This window comes from Micromonospora sp. CPCC 205554 (assembly GCF_036902745.1).
Lineage (GTDB): Bacteria > Actinomycetota > Actinomycetes > Mycobacteriales > Micromonosporaceae > Micromonospora > Micromonospora tulbaghiae.
In genome coordinates this window covers 13,208-28,223 of sequence record NZ_JBAKHP010000046.1, presented here as the reverse complement: position 1 = coordinate 28,223, position 15,016 = coordinate 13,208, and the positions used below count along the sequence as shown (strand labels likewise).

Genomic DNA, 15,016 nt, shown 5'->3' with positions numbered 1-15,016 from the left:
GTCTGCTCACGCGGCCCGCGGACGCCGGGGGTGGCGTGCGAGGGGGTTCGCTGGTCGCGCCGGGGACATGTCCAACGACCGCCGGGCCGGGATCATTCCCGGACGCTGCCGCCCGCGTTGCGGGGGTGCGGGGGCGCTGCTGCGGTCGTTCACCAGGTACAACGCCCCGACCCCGCCACCGATTTCACCGCCCGGGTGTCCCCGACCACCCCGAAACCGGACACCCGACGCAGCACCGGACACCACCCCCGACCCGCCCGCTCCCCCACCCCGGCCGAGGCACCCGCCCGCCGCCCACCGCCCACCGCCCACCGCCCACCGCGTCGATCATGATGTTGACGGCAGGTGATGTCCGGTTCGTCACCGTCAACCTCATGATCGACGGAAGGGTCGCGGCAGACCCGCACGCAAGACAGGCCCCAAGCGGATCCGCGAGAGATCTTGGTACGGAACGGCCCCCGGAGGGACGCGAACGTACCAAGATCTCCATCCGCCCGGCGGCAGAGGGCACCACCGTCGGCGCGAGCCCGCCCCAGCGAACCTCAGCAGGTCCGTCGCACAGGCCACCACGGAGATCTTGGAAGGAAGCGGCCCTCATGGGGGCCGAGATCTTCCAAGATCTCCGGCGGAGCGCCGCGCGAGGTGAACACGGCGAGCACGTGCTGTGCGGGGACGGATGGGGGGAAAGGGGCCGGGTTGGGGTTACCCTGATGCCATGTCGGTCACCGCGCACGCGTACCTCGCCCGCCCCGGGCGACCCGCCGTGGTGGCGCGCACCCTGGACGAGCTGACCGGTCCCACGACCGGCATCGTCGAGCTGCCGGTACGCCTGATGTGGAGCAGCGAACGCGCCTTCGACCTGGGCGACCCGGACGAGCTGCTCTGGATGTACGAGAACGTGCTGCGCGAGACGACCCGGGTGGAGGACCTGCGCGAGCTGATCCACGCGGGCACGCTGCGCCGGCTGTGGCCGCTGCTCAACCTGCCCCGGGGCGTACGCCTGGCCTGGGAGGGCCGGCACGGGAGCCTGCGCCCGGCGTGACCCACCCGCACGACTTCTACCGGCAGGTGGCCCGGGTGGCCCTGGCCGCGGCCGGCCCGCACCGCTTCGTGCTCGGCGGCGGGGTGGCGTGGGCCGTACACGGCCTGGTCACCCGCCCCACCGAGGACGTCGACCTGTTCGCCGACGTGGAGGGCGCCGCCGCGGCGGCGGCCGACGGGGTACGGGCGGCGCTGGAACGGGCCGGCTACCGGGTGGCCGAGGTGGACCCGGGCGGGCTGGGCGAGGTGTTCGACGGCTTCGACCGGGACCTGCGCGACTTCGTGGTGAGCCGGGACGGCCGGCAGATCCGGCTCAGCCTGGCCCGCCTGGACCGGCACCGCAGCCCGGTGGTGATGGACCTCGGCCCGGTCATGGACGTCCGCGACCTGATCGCCAACAAGACCGCCGCGCTGGTGAACCGGCGGGAGGTACGCGACTACATCGACGTGTCCGCCGCGCTGGACCGGTACACGGTCGCGGAGCTGCTGGAGCTGGCCCGGCAGGTCGACCCCGCCCTCGACGACGAGGATGTGCGCGCCGCCGGCCGCTACCTCGACGGGCTGGCCGACCGCCGGTTCACCCGCTACGGCCTGGACGCGCCGCGGATCGCCGAGGTGCGCCGCCGGATGGCCGCCTGGCCCCGCTGACCGAGGTCCGCCCGGGAGTCGGAGCCGTCCCGCCGACCGGGGTCACCCACGGATCGGAGCGACCCCGGCAGTCGGCGGCGACCAGACGGACGGCGGCCAGCGGGACGGGACCGGCCGGGGAACCGGGCGGGCCGTCACTTCGTCGGGCGGCCACCCGTGACGCCGAGGATCTCGCCGGTGACGTAGCTGGACTCCTGCGAGGCGAAGTAGACGTACGCGGGCGCCAGCTCGGCCGGCTGACCGGGACGGCCCAGCGGCGTGTCGGTGCCGAACTGCTTGACCTTCTCCTCCGGCATGGTGGCCGGGATCAGCGGCGTCCAGATGGGGCCGGGCGCGACCGCGTTGACGCGGATGCCGCGCTCGGCCAGGTTCTGCGCGAGCGCCTTGGTGAAGTTGGCGATGGCGGCCTTGGTGGTGGCGTAGTCGAGCAGCTGCGGCGACGGGTCGAACGCCTGGATCGACGAGGTGTTGATGATCGTCGAGCCTTCCTTCATGTGCGGCACCGCGAACTTGCAGAGCCAGAACATGGCGTACACGTTGGTCTTGAAGACCCGGTCGAACTGCTCGGTGGTGATGTCGAGCAGGCCGTTGTCCTGCGACATCTGGAACGCCGCGTTGTTGACCAGGATGTCGACGCCGCCGAGGTCGCGTACCGCCTGGTTGACGAGCGCACGGCAGTTGGCCTCCTCGCGCAGGTCGCACTGGACGGCGACGCCCTTGCGTCCGGCCTGCTCGATCAGGGCGACCGTCTCCCGGGCGTCCTTCTCCTCCTCGTCGCCGAGGTAGGTGACGAGCACGTCGGCGCCCTCGCGGGCGAAGGCGATCGCGACGGCCCGGCCGATGCCGGAGTCACCGCCGGTGATGACCGCCCGCTTGCCGGTGAGCCGGTCGCTGCCCCGGTACGACTCCTCGCCGTGGTCCGGCTTCGGCCCCATCTCCTGTTCGCTGCCGGGCGGCGTCTGCTGCTGCGCCGGCTGCCCCTCGCTCTGTCCGTACTGCTCGGCCGGGTGCTGCTGGGTGAACTGGTCCTCGCTCATGGATCCGCCCCTACCCCGGTGACCGGCGCGAAAACAGCAGCCTGTGACCGGAAGGCAAACAATCGGGCCGGTGTGGCGCACGCGACAGGTGGTGGTTATGGTGCGCAGCGGCGCCCACGAGGCGCGTACCCCCCATTCGGAAAGGCACCTCATGACCTCCTCCTCCGGCGCCTCCCGGCGCCAGGTGCTGGCCGTCGCGGCCGCCGCCGCGACCGCCCCCCTGCTGGCCGGCGCGCCCGCCGAGGCGAAGCCGAAGCCGAAGACCTGGGACCTGACGATCCTCGGCACGTCGGACACCCACGGCAACGTCTACAACTGGGACTACTACAAGGACGCGGAGTACGACGACAGCAAGCACAACGACGTCGGCGTCGCGAAGCTCGCCACCCTGGTCAACCAGATCCGCGCCGAGCGCAAGGGCAGGGCCACGCTGGTCCTGGACGCCGGCGACACCATCCAGGGCACGCCGCTGGCCACCTACTACGCCAAGCAGGAGCCGATCACCAGCACCGGTGAGACGCACCCGATGGCCCGCGCCATGAACGTGCTCAAGTACGACGCCGTGACGCTCGGCAACCACGAGTTCAACTACGGCCTGCCGCTGCTGGCGACCTGGATCGAGCAGCTCGGCTTCCCGGCGCTGGCCGCGAACGCGCTCAACGCGAAGACCGGCAAGCCTGCGTTCCTCCCGTACGTGATCAAGGAGGTCAAGCTCGGCGGGCACGGCGCGCCCAAGCTGCGCGTGGGCATCCTCGGCCTGACCAACCCCGGCGTGGCCATCTGGGACAAGGGCAACGTCGAGGGCCGCCTCGTCTTCGCCGACATGGTCGCCACCGCCGCGAAGTGGGTGCCGGAGATGCGCCGCCGCGGCGCCGACCTGGTCGTCATCTCCGCCCACGGCGGGGACAGCGGCACCTCCAGCTACGGCCCGGAGCTGCCGAACGAGAACCCGACCGCGCTGATCGCCGAGCAGGTGCCCGGCATCGACGCGATCCTGTTCGGCCACGCGCACAACGAGGTGCCGGAGAAGTTCGTCACCAACCTGGTCACGGGCGAGCGGGTCCTCACCTCGGAGCCGTCGAAGTGGGGTCAGCGGCTGACCCGGATGGACTTCACGCTGACCCGGGAGAAGGGCCGCTGGACGGTGACCGCCAAGTCGGCCACCACGCTCAACACCAACACCGTGGTCGAGGACCCGGCGGTGCTCGCGGCCGTGCGCGGCCAACACGCCACGACCGTCGAGTACGTCAACCGGGTCGTCGCGCAGTCGAGCGTGGAGCTGTCCGCCGCCGAGTCGCGGTACAAGGACACCCCGATCCTGGACTTCATCAACCACGTCCAGACCGAGGTGGTCACCGAGGCCCTGGCCGGCGGCGAGTACGCGGGCCTGCCGGTGCTGTCCATCGCCGCGCCGTTCAGCCGCACCGCGGTGTTCCCGCAGGGCGACGTGCGCATCCGCGACGTGGCGGGCCTCTACGTGTACGACAACACGCTGGAGGCGGTCGTGCTGACCGGCGCCGAGGTGAAGGCGTACCTGGAGTACTCGGCCAAGTACTTCGTCACGCTGCCCGCGGGCGCGCCGGTCAACCCGGAGACGATCAGCGACCCGGCGGTACCGGACTACAACTACGACGTGTTCTCCGGCGTCGACTACGACATCGACATCGCCAAGCCGGTCGGCGAGCGGATCACCCGCCTGGTGCTGGCCGGCACCGACACCCCGGTCGCGGCGGACGCCCGGTTCGTGGTGGCGGTGAACAACTACCGGCGCAGCGGCGGCGGCAACTTCCCGGGCATCGTGAAGACCCAGGTCTACAACGCCCAGCAGGAGATCCGCCAGCTGCTCATCGACTGGGCGCAGGCCAAGGGCGTCATCGACCCGGCCGACTTCTTCGTGCCCAACTGGAAGCTGGTACGCGAGGGCGTGCCGGTCTTCTGACCGTGGGGCGGCGGGGTCCGGGCCGGTTGTCCGGGCCCCGTCAGCCGCCGGCGCGCAGGTGCCACTCCGACTCCCCGCCGACCGGGTCCGGCCGGTCCGGCGGGAACTCGGTCTCGGCGGACTCGATCCGCTCCTCCGGGCGTACCCGGGCCGGCAGTTCGCCGAAGCGGACGTGCCGCAGGAACGCGTACTCCTCGTCGGTGAACGACTCGGCCGGTTCGCTCATGACCGCATTGTGCGCTCACCCGTCCCGTCTCCGCATCAACCGCCACGGCACGGGTATGCCGCCGCGAATACCGTCGGCGACGAGGTGGAGGAGACATGCGCGCAGTACGGATGACCGCACCCGGTGTGCTGGAGCACACGGAGGTGCCCACGCCGCAGGCCGGCCCCGGTGAGGTGCTGCTGCGCGTCGGCGCGGTCGGTGCCTGCCACTCCGACCTGCACATCCTCGACGCGCCGGCGGGCGTGTTCCCGATCCCGATGACGCTCGGGCACGAGATCGCCGGCACCGTCGACACGGTCGGCGCCGGGGTGGACGGCTGGTCGCCCGGCGACCGGGCCGCGGTCTACGGCATCATCGGCTGCGGCCGCTGCCGGGCCTGCCTGCGCGGCGAGGAGAACCGCTGCCGGGTCATCCCGGTCGGCGGCATCGGGCTCAGCCGCGACGGCGGGCTGGCCGAGTACGTGGTGGTGCCCGCGTCCCGGCTGCTGCCGGTGGGCGACATGGACCTGACCCAGGCGGCGCCGCTGACCGACGCCGGGCTGACCCCGTACCACGCGGTGGACCTGGCCCGGCCCCGGCTGCGGCCCGGCACCTCCTGCGTGGTGATCGGCATCGGCGGGCTGGGGCACATGGGGTTGCAGATCCTGCTCGCGACGACAGCGGTACGGATCATCGCGGTGGACACGAACACCGCCGCGCTGGACCTGGCCGGCCGCCTCGGCGCCCACCACACGGTGCAGGCCGGACCGGACGCGGTGGAGCAGATCCGCGAGCTGGTCGGGCCGGCGCCGGACGGCGCGGACGTGGTGCTCGACTTCGTCGGCGCGCAGCCCACGCTGGACACCGCCCGGCAGGTGGTCGCCACCGGCGGTCAGATCCTGCTGGTGGGCCTGGCCGGCGGCACGCTGCCGGTGCGGCCGGTCGCCGACGAGCCGCCCCCGGTGCCGCTGGAGACCGGGGTGGTGGTGCCGTTCTGGGGCACCCGGGCCGAACTGCACGAGGTGATCGCGCTGGCCCGCGACGGCCGGCTGCACGCCGACGTGCACACGTTCCCCCTCGCCGAGGCGCCGCAGGCGTACGAGGCGCTGCGCCGGGGCGAGGTGCGGGGGCGGGCGGTCATCGTCCCCTGAGCGGGGGCAGCCGGTCGAGCAGCGCCAGCCCGGCCCGAACCGGCCGCCGGTCGAGCACCTCGGCGAAGCTCGCCCGGCCCTGGCAGAACCGGACGAACATCCGCCAGCCGGGCGGGCTGGCCAGCATCGCGTGGAACACGTCGGGCCGCCGCTCGAACACCTCCAGCAGCCGGTGCCCGGCACGCATCTCCGGCGTCAGCCGCCGGTCGACCTCCCGGGCGTACGCGTCGAGGTCACCGGCGGCCACCGCCTCACCGGCCAGCCGGCCGGAGCGCAGCGCGTAGCTGATCCCCTCGCGGCTCCACGGTTCCAGCAGCCCGGCGGCGTCCCCGGCGACCAGCACCCGGCCGTGCCGCAGCGGGGAGTCCCCGGTGCGGCAGCGGGTCAGGTGACCGGAGTCGTGCTCCGGCGCCACCCCGGACAGGCCGAGCCGGTCGGTGAAGTCGTGCAGGTAGGCGCGGGTCCGTTCGCCGTCGCCCCGGGCGGCTATGACACCGACGGTCAGCCGGTCGCCCTTCGGGAAGACCCACGCGTACGAGCCGGGCAGCGGCCCCCAGTCGAGCAGCACCCGGCCGCGCCAGCGGTCCCGCTCGGCGGCGTCCACCGGCAGTTCCAGTTCCAGCCCGAGGTCGACCTGGCGGAAGCGTACCCCGGCGTGCCGCGCCGTCACCCCGGACGAGCCGTCCGCCCCGATCACGGCCCGGGCACGTACCGTCTCACCGTCGGCCAGGCGCAGGCGTACCTCGTCGGGGTCCTGCTCGATCGCGCGGACCGCGACGCCCTCGCGGACCTGAGCCCCGGCGGCGACGGCGGCGGCGCGCAGCCGGTCGTCGAACTCCTCCCGGCGGATCATGGCGACCAGCGGCGCCGGGTGCCGCCGGGTGAACGGGCGTCGCCCGTCCCGGGTGAACGTGACCCGGTCGACCCGGTCGTGGGCGGGCACCTCGACGCGGTCGGCGACCTCGGCCAGCGACGTACCGATCAGGCCGCCGCCGCACGTCTTGTACCGGGGGTGGGTGGCCCGTTCGACCACGAGCGTGCGCACGCCGGCCCGGGCCGCGGCGTGCGCGGCGGAGAGTCCGGCGGGCCCGCCGCCGACCACGACGAGATCCATGATCACGGGTGCAGCCTAGGGCACCGCCGTGCCGCGCCGCCCGATACGACAGTCGAACGGGTGAGCATCATCGCGGCCCGTCCGGGTAACCGCCGGTCGCCGGCCGTCCGCGGGTCGGGCGGTCCACGCCGAGGAGGGAAGCGATGCCTCAGGTCCAGCTGTCTGCGGTCGAGGAACGGGTCTACCAGGCGGTTTCCGCGCTGGAGGTGCAGGGGCACGTCCCCTACCCGGACCTGATCGCCCAGGAGACCGGGATGACCGAGGAGGAGCTGCGCGAGCCGCTGCACTCGCTCACCGAGCGGGGGCTGCTGCACCGCGAGGACTCCCCGATGTCCGGCCTGGACTTCGGACCCCGGTGGTGCGCGCGCCAGACGGCGTGATCGGGTCGTTTGCCCCACCGGGCACCGGGTAGCGATCGGAGTCGGGTGATCGACGGTCAGTGGGGGGCACGATGAGCGAGGGCCGGTCGTCGACGCCGGTGCAGGACACCGGGTACGACGGCCGGCGCCGCTGGCGTGCGCTGAGCGTCGGCCTGATCGCGGCGTTCATGACGCTGCTGGACGTCAGCATCGTCAACGTCGCGGTGCCCTCGATCGACCGGGCGTTGCAGGCCACGCCGAGCGACCTGCAGTGGGTGCTGTCCGGGTACGCGCTGACGTTCGGCCTGGTGCTCGTGCCGGCCGGGCGGTTCGGCGACGCGCGCGGGCGGCGTACCGCGTTCGTGGTCGGGGTGGGCCTGTTCACGCTCACCAGCGCGCTGGCCGGGCTGGCCCGTTCCCCGGAGTGGCTGGTCGTCGCCCGGCTCGTCCAGGGCGCTGCCGCCGGTGTGGTGAATCCTCAGGTCAGCGGCATGATCCAGGAGTTGTTCCGGGGCGCGGACCGGGGCCGGGCGTTCGGGCTGCTGGGCGCGACGATCGGCATCTCCACCGCCGTGGGTCCGCTGCTCGGCGGGTTGCTCATCGAACTGGGCGGCGCCGAGCACGGGTGGCGGTGGGTGTTCTTCGTCAACATCCCGGTCGGGATCGTGGCGATGCTGCTCGGCTGGCGGCTGATGCCGGCCCGGCCGACAAACCCCGCCGGGCGGGGCCGGCTCGACCCGCTCGGCGTGCTGCTGCTCGGCGCCGGGGTGACGGTGATCCTGCTGCCGCTGGTGCAGCGGGAGCAGTGGCGGGGCCCGGGCAAGTGGCTGCTGATCCCCGTCGGCCTGCTGCTGCTCGCCGGGTTCGCGCTCTGGGAGCACCGGTACGCCCGGCGCGCCCAGCCGTTGTTCGACCTGCGGTTGTTCACGGTCCGCTCGTACACGCTCGGCGCGCTGATCGGCCTGATCTACTTCGCCGGGTTCACCGCGATCTTCTTCATCTTCACGCTCTATCTCCAGATGGGGCTCGGCTACAGCGCGCTCGTGGCCGGCCTGGCGATCACCCCGTTCGCGCTCGGTTCGGCGCTCGCCTCCGCGCTGGGCGGCCGGGTGGTCACCCGGTACGGCCGTCCGCTCGTCGCGATCGGGCTGCTGGCGGTGGTGGCCGGCCTGGTCGCGACCGACCTGGTGCTGGCCGGTGGGCCGCACGAGAACGTGCCGTTGCGGACCGCGCTGCCGTTGCTCGTCGCCGGGCTGGGCAGCGGCCTGGTGATCGCGCCGAACCAGACGCTCACGCTGTCCGAGGTGCCGGTGCCGATGGCCGGCAGCGGCGCCGGGATGCTCCAGACCGGGCAGCGCATCGGGTCGGCTGCCGGCATCGCCGCGGTGGGCGCGCTGTTCTTCTCGACGCTCGCCGCCGACCGCGGCGACTGGAGTACGGCGTTCCGCCACTCACTGCTGCTCGCCGCCGGGATCATCGTGCTGGCGCTCGGCGCCGCCGTGGCGGACATCGTGCTCGGTCACCGGCGCTCCGCGGGCCGCTCCTGATCGGCGGCGGGCAGCAGGACGGTGGTGAGCAGCCGGCGGGTGCGGCCGGGGCCGGGGCCCAGCGCCGCGTACTCGGCGAACAGGTCGCGGAACCGGGTGACGAACTCGGCGGTCTCGGCGTCGGTGGCGTGGAACGCGTTCTGCCGGTAGCCGGCCACGTCGCGGGCCAGGTCGCCGCCGCCGGCGTCGAGGTAGCCGTCGAAGTCGGCGAGCAGGCCCGCGACGAAGGTGAGGAACGCCTGGCGGTGCCGCTGCGGGCTCATGGCCCGGGCCTCGTCCGGGTCCACCGACGCGGCGGCCTCGTGGAGCCGGTAGCTGCGCTCGACGGCGCCGCGGGCCCGCCGCTCCCCCACCGTGTGCAGCACGCCGTGGTCGGCGAGCGTGGCGACCTGCCGGTAGAGCGTGGCCGGTGGCACGTCGCTCAGCGCTGCGCGCAGGTCGGTGGTGGTGAGCGTGCGGCCGCCCAGGAACGCCTGGACGATGCGCAGCCGGATCGGGTGCAGCAGCAGCTCCACGGTGTCGAGTGCCACAGGGGCTCCCCTTTTTGTTATCGCCTCCGGTAATGTTCTCACTGACGATAACAGAACTGAGGAGTTCGCCGATGGCCACCATCGACATCACCGCCGACCGCATCGACGTCCGTCTCACCACCGCCGAGAAGATCTGGGCCCTGCGCGGCGACCTGTCGTTCCCCCGCTCCGCCGTCAGCGGCGCCGTCGTCGTACCGGACGGCGCCCGCGCCACCCGCGGCATCCGGGCGCCCGGACTCGGCGTGCCCCGCACGCGCAACGTCGGCACCTGGCGCGGCAGGGCCGGCAAGGAGTTCGTCAGCGTCCGCGGCGGCCAGCCGGCCGTCCGCATCACCCTCACCGGCCAGGCGTACGACTCCCTGCTCATCGGCACCGACGACGCCCCGGCCCTGGCCGCGGCGGTGCTGCGGTGACCGTCGACCGCGCGCTCGCCGTCGACGCGGGCGGGCAGCGGTTGTCCGGCACACTCACGCTGCCCGACGGCGCCGGGCCGCATCCGGTGGCGCTGCTGCTGCCCGGCTCCGGGCCGATCGACCGCGACGGCGACCACCGCCGCCTGCCCCTGGGCATCCAGCGGCACCTGGCCGTCGCGCTGGCCGGCGCCGGGTTCGCGGTCGCCCGGTACGACCGGCGGGGCGTCGGCGAGAGCAGCGGCGAGTTCCTGCGTACCGGCTTCCACGACAACGTCGACGACGCGGCCGCCGTGCTCGCGGCGCTGCGTGCCGACCCGGCCGTGGACGGCGGGCGGCTGTTCCTGGTCGGGCACAGCGAGGGCGCGCTCACCGCTGTCGCGCTCGCCGCGCGCGGCGTACCCGTGGCCGGCCTCGTCCTGCTCTCCGCGCCCGGGCGCACCGGCGCCGATGTGCTGCGCCGGCAGGCCGCGCGGCTGCTGCCCACCCTGCCCGCGCCGGTACGCCTCGTGCTCCGACTCACCCGCACCGACCTGGTGGCGAAGGTGGCCCGCAACCACGAGAAGATCCTCGCCACCGACAAGGACGTGGCGTGGGTCGGCGGGCAGCGGCTCAACGCCCGCTGGTTCCGGGAGTTCCTGCGCTACGACCCGCGGCCGGACCTGGCCCGTGTCGACGCCCCGATCCTCGCGCTCACCGGCGACAAGGACCTCCAGACCGATCCGGCCGACCTGCCGGTCGTCGCCGCGCACGCGGGCGGTCCGGTGCAGACGCGGGTGCTGCCGGACGTCACCCACGTGCTGCGCCGCCAGCCGGGGCCGCCGTCGCTGCGGGCGTACCGGGACGAGGCGAAGCAGCCGCTGGACCCGTCGGTGGTGGAACCGGTGCTGTCGTGGCTCGCCGCACACAGCGGATGAGGACACGCGAGAGGCCGGCACCCGATCCGGGTGCCGGCCTCTGGCATTGCTCTTACTTGTTCCAGTGCTGGGCGACGATCTCGGCGGCCTGCTGCTCCCACTGCGCGTACGCGTCCGGGTAGGCGCTGACCTGGACGGTCTGCGCGGCCTCGGTCAGCGGCATGTCCTGCCAGCCGTCGACCTGCTTGAGGCCCTTGAGGAACGCCAGCGTCGAGTACTCGGGGTCGGTGATCTGCTCCGGCGTGCCCCAGCCGCTGGATGGCCGCTGCTGGAACAGGCCCAGCGAGTCGTGGTCGTTGCGGTCACCCAGGTGGCCCAGGTTCTCCAGCTTCGACTCCTGGAGCGCGGTGGCGATCGAGATGACCGCGGCCCGCTCGGGCAGGCCCGCCTTCTTGGTGGCCGCGATGATCGCCTTGGCGTTGGCGAGCTGCTCGTCGTTCAGGTCCACGTGCGACTGCGCGCCCTGCGGGCTCGCGCCCTGGACCGCGACGGCGGCCGGCTTGGCGGTGTCCGCCGCGTGGGCGGCGACCGGACCGGCGAACACGCCACCGGTGAAGGCGAGACCGGCGACACCGAGGATGCTCTTGCGCAGGATCGTGTTCATGATGGGCTCCGTTCGGGGGTCGACGCATCCGGGGGTGGACGCGTGGGCACCGTCAGGCGCTCAAGGTTCTGGGGGGATCCGGCAGCGCGGGGCGTGCCGGGTGCATCTGCAACGACCGGCGGGCCGGGGTCATTCCCGGGGCCGCTCGGCGGCGCCACTCCGGTCGCGCACCGGGTTACAACGCCACCCGCCCGCCCCCGATTCCGCCCGCGCAGTGCCGCCCATCACAGCGGATCCGGACATCGCCCCCACTCGCCTGCCCTCTCAAGTCGATCTTGGACTTGTGGCGCCCGCGATGTCCGGTTCACGAGGTCTGCGAGGTGCCACAGGTCCAAGATCGACGACAACGGCCGGCCCTCCGGAAGAGGGCCGGCCGCCTGTACGGGTCGGGTTACCAGACCTGCTGGACGATGTCCGCCGCCTGCTCCTCCCACTGCGCGTACGCGTACGGGTAGGCGGACACCTGGACCGTCTGCGCGGCGGTGGTCAGCGGCAGCTCCTGCCAGCCGCCGACGTTCTTCAGCGCGTTGAAGAACGCCTTGCTGGAGTACTCCGGGTCGGTGATCTGCTCGGACGTGCCCCAACCGGACGACGGGCGCTGCTGGAACAGACCCTCCGAGTCGTGGTCGTTGTACGCGCCGAGGTGACCCAGGTTGTACAGCTTCGACTCCTGCAGCGAGGTCGCGACGCCGATCACGGCGCCCCGCTCCCCCACGCCGGTCTCCTTGGCCGCCTCGACGATGGCCTTGGCGTTGTCGAGCTGCGCGTCGTCGAGCGGGATGCGCGACTGCGCGCCCTCGACGCCGTGCGGCACGAGCTTCTCCTTGGCCGGCCGGTCGGCCCTGGTCGGCACCTTGTCAAGGCCGGTGGTCTGGCCGGGCTTCACCGCCTCGGTGGAGGTCTTCTTACCGGTGGCCAGGTCGATGGCGGCCTTGGCACCGGCGTGCGGCCCGCTGGTGACCGGCGCGGCCACGGCGACGGGGCCGACGGCCAGTCCGCCCAGTACGGCCACCCCCGCCACGCTCAGCGCGGCACGGCGGTCACGGGAGACGGCGGCGGTCTTCGCGACGGCGGTCTTCGCGATGGCGGGGAGCCATCGAGTGAAGTGCTGCTTCACGATGGTTGCCCTTTCGATCGTTACGACGCGCTCCGGGGTGAGCGCCCCTCGAGGGACTACCGCCGGGTAGGTGTTTGGGTTCCGGCGGTACGGGGGACACAACGAGCCCGCTGTGTCGGTCATTCCGGAAATGCCGGGCAGGGCCGAGGCTGCGATCCAGGTCACCCGCGATTCCGGGCAGCAGGGCCGTGGACGGCAGACAGGGACGATCAGGCCGGAACGCCGAACCGGACCAGCACGTGCCAGAGGTGCTGGAGCCTCACCGCTGCCGGTCCCCGGTCGGCCCAGCGCTGCGGCTCGCGTACCACCGAGGCGGCGGCGCGCCCGACGAGCGCCGCGTGCAGCGGCTCGCCCGCGCGGGCGAACTCGGCGGCCACCCGTAGGGCCGGCGACGGGATGTCAGGGCCGCGGAACTCGGCGTCCACGCCGGGCGATGACGGCGAGCGCCGCCGGGCGGTCGCGCAGCGCGACGTCGCGGACGTGGCGCAGCGCGCGGACTGGGCGTCGGTGAGGGTGGCGACGGGCACGGGCCCGAGCATCACGGGTCGCGCCGTCGCGCGGCCACGCGGTTTCCGAGTCCGCCAGCGGCGGGCGGACGCCGGGGCGGAGACGCCGCGCGGGCCCGGACCGGACTGCTCCGGCCGGACCCGCGCGGGTGTGCGGTCCTCAGTGGCCCCGGGCGATCCACTCGTCCAGGTGCGGCGCCTCGGCCCCGATCGTGGTGTCGTCGCCGTGGCCGGTGTGCACCACCGTCTCCGGCGGCAGCGTGAGCAGCCGGGTACGGATCGACTCGACGATGGTGCCGAAGTCGCTGTACGACCGCCCGGTCGCGCCCGGCCCACCGGCGAACAGCGTGTCGCCGGTGAAGACCGCGCCCAGGCCGGGTGCGTACACGCTGCACGCGCCGGGGCTGTGGCCGGGCGTGTGCAGCACCCGCAGCGTGGTGCCGCCGACGGTGAACGTCTGCCCGTCGGTGAGCTCGCCGTCCGGGGCCGTGTCCGGGTGCACCATGTCCCACAGCACCCGGTCGGCCGGATGCAGCAGCACCGGCGCGCCGGTGGCCCGGGCCAGCTCGGGCGCGACCCGGACGTGGTCGTCGTGGGCGTGGGTGGCGATGATCGCCAGCACCCGCCGGTCACCGATCACCTCGCGGACGGCCGCCACGTCGTGCGGCGCGTCGAGGACGACGCACTCGGCGTCGTCGCCGATCACCCAGACGTTGTTGTCCACGTCGAACGTCTGGCCGTCGAGTGAGAACGTGCCGGAGGTGACGGCGTGGTCGACGCGGGCCGTCACGGGAAGACCACCACCGAGCGCAGCACGTCGCCGTGGTGCATCCGGGCGAACGCCTCCTCGACCTGGTCGAGGGCGATCTCCTCGGTGACGAACGCGTCCAGGTCCAGCCGGCCCTGCCGGTACAGCTCGGTCAGCATCGGGAAGTCGCGGCTGGGCAGGCAGTCGCCGTACCAGCTGGACTTGAGCGCGCCGCCGCGGCCGAATACGTCCAGCAGCGGCAGGTCGACAGTCATCTCCGGGGTCGGCACGCCGACCAGCACGACGGTGCCGGCCAGGTCGCGCGCGTAGAACGCCTGCTTCCACGTCTCCGGACGGCCGACCGCGTCGATCACCACGTCGGCGCCGAAGCCGCCGGTGGCCGCGCGGATGGCCTCCACCGCGTCGTCCTCGGAGGCGTTGACGGTGTGGGTGGCGCCGAACTTGCGCGCCCAGTCGAGCTTGCGGGAGTCGGTGTCCACCGCGATGATCGTGGTCGCGCCGGCCAGGGCCGCGCCGGCCACCGCCGCGTCGCCGACGCCGCCGCAGCCGATCACCGCGACCGAGTCGCCCCGGGTCACGTTGCCGGTGTTCATGGCCGCGCCGAGACCGGCCATCACGCCGCAGCCGAGCAGGCCGACCGCCGCCGGCCGGGCCGACGGGTCGACCTTCGTGCACTGTCCGGCGTGTACGAGCGTCTTCTCGGCGAACGCGCCGATGCCGAGGGCCGGGGTCAGCTCGGTGCCGTCGGTGAGCGTCATCTTCTGCGTCGCGTTGTGGGTGGCGAAGCAGTACCACGGGCGGCCGCGCCGGCAGGCCCGGCACTGCCCGCAGACCGCGCGCCAGTTGAGCACCACGAAGTCGCCGGGCGCCACGTCGGTGACGCCGTCGCCCACCTGCTCCACGACGCCGGCGGCCTCGTGGCCGAGCAGGAACGGGTAGTCGTCGTTGATGCCGCCCTCGCGGTAGTGCAGGTCGGTGTGGCAGACGCCGCACGACTGGATGCGGACCACCGCCTCGCCCGGCCCCGGGTCCGGCACCACGATGGTGGTGACCTCCACGGGCGCGCCCTTGCGCCGCGACACGACTCCCCGGACTTCCTGGCTCACGGTGCCTCCTTCGTTG

General features: G+C 73.4%; 17 protein-coding genes. 8 read left to right on the top strand and 9 right to left on the bottom strand.

Annotation, left to right across the window (positions count from 1 at the left end; all coding sequences use genetic code 11):
- Positions 1 to 715: 715 nt before the first annotated feature.
- Together V6U82_RS30310 and V6U82_RS30305 are read left to right on the top strand one after the other, a co-directional pair.
- Entirely contained in the window at positions 716 to 1,042 is a 327-nt protein-coding gene (locus V6U82_RS30310) for a hypothetical protein (RefSeq protein WP_334467358.1), read from the top strand.
- Positions 1,039 to 1,689: a nucleotidyl transferase AbiEii/AbiGii toxin family protein gene (locus V6U82_RS30305; RefSeq protein ID WP_071094961.1), complete on the top strand. Its 651-nt coding sequence runs from the start codon at positions 1,039 to 1,041 to the stop codon at positions 1,687 to 1,689. The genes V6U82_RS30310 and V6U82_RS30305 overlap by 4 nt, the downstream gene beginning before the upstream one ends.
- 134 nt (positions 1,690 to 1,823) lie before the next feature.
- On the opposite strand, the gene V6U82_RS30300 is transcribed toward V6U82_RS30305, so the two are convergent.
- Entirely contained in the window at positions 1,824 to 2,726 is a 903-nt protein-coding gene (locus V6U82_RS30300) for an SDR family oxidoreductase (RefSeq protein ID WP_334467355.1), read from the bottom strand.
- Between the two features lie 151 nt (positions 2,727 to 2,877).
- Here V6U82_RS30300 and V6U82_RS30295 point away from each other — a divergent pair, with 151 nt between their 5' ends.
- Positions 2,878 to 4,665, top strand: a complete 1,788-nt coding sequence (locus V6U82_RS30295) for a bifunctional metallophosphatase/5'-nucleotidase (protein WP_334467353.1) — start codon at positions 2,878 to 2,880, stop codon at positions 4,663 to 4,665.
- Positions 4,666 to 4,705: 40 nt separating this feature from the next.
- Here the strand turns inward: V6U82_RS30295 and V6U82_RS30290 are convergent, their stop codons facing one another.
- Entirely contained in the window at positions 4,706 to 4,891 is a 186-nt protein-coding gene (locus tag V6U82_RS30290) for a hypothetical protein (protein WP_128137017.1), read from the bottom strand.
- Positions 4,892 to 4,986: 95 nt separating this feature from the next.
- Here V6U82_RS30290 and V6U82_RS30285 point away from each other — a divergent pair, with 95 nt between their 5' ends.
- Positions 4,987 to 6,021, top strand: a complete 1,035-nt coding sequence (locus tag V6U82_RS30285; RefSeq protein ID WP_128137018.1) for an NAD(P)-dependent alcohol dehydrogenase — start codon at positions 4,987 to 4,989, stop codon at positions 6,019 to 6,021.
- On the opposite strand, the gene V6U82_RS30280 is transcribed toward V6U82_RS30285, so the two are convergent.
- The gene (locus V6U82_RS30280; RefSeq protein ID WP_334467360.1) at positions 6,008 to 7,135 is read right to left on the bottom strand and encodes a geranylgeranyl reductase family protein; all 1,128 of its coding nucleotides are present in this window, start codon (positions 7,133 to 7,135) and stop codon (positions 6,008 to 6,010) included. The genes V6U82_RS30285 and V6U82_RS30280 overlap by 14 nt on opposite strands.
- A gap of 143 nt (positions 7,136 to 7,278) precedes the next feature.
- On the opposite strand from V6U82_RS30280, the gene V6U82_RS30275 reads away from it, so the two are divergent.
- Together V6U82_RS30275 and V6U82_RS30270 are read left to right on the top strand one after the other, a co-directional pair.
- The gene (locus V6U82_RS30275) at positions 7,279 to 7,515 is read left to right on the top strand and encodes a hypothetical protein (protein ID WP_120569832.1); all 237 of its coding nucleotides are present in this window, start codon (positions 7,279 to 7,281) and stop codon (positions 7,513 to 7,515) included.
- Positions 7,516 to 7,586: 71 nt separating this feature from the next.
- Positions 7,587 to 9,041 (top strand): MFS transporter, encoded by a 1,455-nt coding sequence (locus V6U82_RS30270; protein WP_121686423.1) that lies wholly within the window; start codon positions 7,587 to 7,589, stop codon positions 9,039 to 9,041.
- Here V6U82_RS30270 and V6U82_RS30265 read toward each other — a convergent pair.
- A complete protein-coding gene (locus tag V6U82_RS30265; RefSeq protein ID WP_121686422.1) occupies positions 9,014 to 9,571 on the bottom strand; it encodes a helix-turn-helix domain-containing protein in 558 nt (185 codons plus the stop codon). The two genes, V6U82_RS30270 and V6U82_RS30265, sit on opposite strands and share 28 nt — an antisense overlap.
- A 71-nt stretch (positions 9,572 to 9,642) precedes the next feature.
- Here V6U82_RS30265 and V6U82_RS30260 point away from each other — a divergent pair, with 71 nt between their 5' ends.
- Entirely contained in the window at positions 9,643 to 9,984 is a 342-nt protein-coding gene (locus V6U82_RS30260) for a hypothetical protein (RefSeq protein WP_121686421.1), read from the top strand.
- On the top strand, positions 9,981 to 10,898 hold the full coding sequence (locus tag V6U82_RS30255) for an alpha/beta hydrolase family protein (RefSeq protein WP_334467346.1): 918 nt from the start codon (positions 9,981 to 9,983) through the stop codon (positions 10,896 to 10,898). The genes V6U82_RS30260 and V6U82_RS30255 overlap by 4 nt, the downstream gene beginning before the upstream one ends.
- Positions 10,899 to 10,950: 52 nt before the next feature.
- On the opposite strand, the gene V6U82_RS30250 is transcribed toward V6U82_RS30255, so the two are convergent.
- The 5 genes from V6U82_RS30250 to V6U82_RS30230 all read right to left on the bottom strand — a co-directional run bounded on the left by V6U82_RS30250 (position 10,951) and on the right by V6U82_RS30230 (position 15,000).
- Positions 10,951 to 11,502: a hypothetical protein gene (locus V6U82_RS30250; protein WP_128137022.1), complete on the bottom strand. Its 552-nt coding sequence runs from the start codon at positions 11,500 to 11,502 to the stop codon at positions 10,951 to 10,953.
- Between the two features lie 391 nt (positions 11,503 to 11,893).
- Entirely contained in the window at positions 11,894 to 12,619 is a 726-nt protein-coding gene (locus tag V6U82_RS30245; protein ID WP_181726561.1) for a hypothetical protein, read from the bottom strand.
- A gap of 209 nt (positions 12,620 to 12,828) precedes the next feature.
- Positions 12,829 to 13,146 (bottom strand): DUF3626 domain-containing protein, encoded by a 318-nt coding sequence (locus tag V6U82_RS30240; protein WP_334467343.1) that lies wholly within the window; start codon positions 13,144 to 13,146, stop codon positions 12,829 to 12,831.
- Between the two features lie 139 nt (positions 13,147 to 13,285).
- Complete coding sequence (locus V6U82_RS30235; protein ID WP_128137024.1) at positions 13,286 to 13,915, bottom strand: MBL fold metallo-hydrolase; 630 nt, start codon at positions 13,913 to 13,915, stop codon at positions 13,286 to 13,288.
- Positions 13,912 to 15,000: an S-(hydroxymethyl)mycothiol dehydrogenase gene (locus V6U82_RS30230; protein ID WP_334467341.1), complete on the bottom strand. Its 1,089-nt coding sequence runs from the start codon at positions 14,998 to 15,000 to the stop codon at positions 13,912 to 13,914. The genes V6U82_RS30235 and V6U82_RS30230 overlap by 4 nt, the downstream gene beginning before the upstream one ends.
- Positions 15,001 to 15,016: the final 16 nt, after the last annotated feature.

What these genes read in the sequence shown, in the direction of transcription:
- V6U82_RS30310 (WP_334467358.1), top strand. Translation starts at nt 716, where the DNA reads ATGTCGGTCACCGCGCACGCGTACCTCGCCCGCCCCGGGCGACCCGCC.
- V6U82_RS30300 (WP_334467355.1), bottom strand. Translation starts at nt 2,726, where the DNA reads ATGAGCGAGGACCAGTTCACCCAGCAGCACCCGGCCGAGCAGTACGGA.
- V6U82_RS30295 (WP_334467353.1), top strand. Translation starts at nt 2,878, where the DNA reads ATGACCTCCTCCTCCGGCGCCTCCCGGCGCCAGGTGCTGGCCGTCGCG.
- V6U82_RS30290 (WP_128137017.1), bottom strand. Translation starts at nt 4,891, where the DNA reads ATGAGCGAACCGGCCGAGTCGTTCACCGACGAGGAGTACGCGTTCCTG.
- V6U82_RS30285 (WP_128137018.1), top strand. Translation starts at nt 4,987, where the DNA reads ATGCGCGCAGTACGGATGACCGCACCCGGTGTGCTGGAGCACACGGAG.
- V6U82_RS30280 (WP_334467360.1), bottom strand. Translation starts at nt 7,135, where the DNA reads ATGGATCTCGTCGTGGTCGGCGGCGGGCCCGCCGGACTCTCCGCCGCG.
- V6U82_RS30275 (WP_120569832.1), top strand. Translation starts at nt 7,279, where the DNA reads ATGCCTCAGGTCCAGCTGTCTGCGGTCGAGGAACGGGTCTACCAGGCG.
- V6U82_RS30270 (WP_121686423.1), top strand. Translation starts at nt 7,587, where the DNA reads ATGAGCGAGGGCCGGTCGTCGACGCCGGTGCAGGACACCGGGTACGAC.
- V6U82_RS30260 (WP_121686421.1), top strand. Translation starts at nt 9,643, where the DNA reads ATGGCCACCATCGACATCACCGCCGACCGCATCGACGTCCGTCTCACC.
- V6U82_RS30250 (WP_128137022.1), bottom strand. Translation starts at nt 11,502, where the DNA reads ATGAACACGATCCTGCGCAAGAGCATCCTCGGTGTCGCCGGTCTCGCC.